This window comes from Achromobacter sp. SIMBA_011 (assembly GCF_046535435.1).
GTDB classification, from domain to species: Bacteria; Pseudomonadota; Gammaproteobacteria; order Burkholderiales; family Burkholderiaceae_B; genus Achromobacter; species Achromobacter dolens.
The window spans coordinates 1-361 of the sequence record NZ_JAWRWN010000124.1; the positions used below are offsets into that span (position 1 = coordinate 1).

Consider the following 361-nt stretch of genomic DNA (forward strand, 5'->3'; position numbering starts at 1 on the left):
GGTCGAAGTTGAGCCACGGCGAGAGACGGAACTTGTCGACGCAGCGGTTCAGATACGCGCGAATCTCGGGCTGGGGCGCGAACATGCGCGTCCAGCGCGGATTCGGCGCGAACGAAAACGAGTAGACGTGCGATTGCACGTCGCATGCACACCCGGGGTAATGATTGTCGCGCCACGTGCCGCCAACCGATGAGGCCTTCTCGAGGACGACGAAGTCGGTCATGCCTGTTTGCCGCAGGCGGATCGCCATTCCCAGCCCGGCGAAGCCGGTGCCGATGATGGCGATGTCGATGGTTTCGTCCGGGCCATCGTGGCCGGGCGGGCCGAAAGGCAACGTGCGAGCATTCATCCGGGTGTCTCC

1 protein-coding gene is annotated in these 361 nt (G+C 64.3%); it reads right to left on the reverse strand.

The features are described 5' to 3' along the window. Window positions 1–349, reverse strand: a 349-nt coding sequence (locus SB816_RS30215) for an NAD(P)-binding protein (RefSeq protein ID WP_410548020.1), incomplete at its 3' end; no start/stop codon positions are given. Between the last annotated feature and the right edge of the window lie 12 nt (window positions 350–361).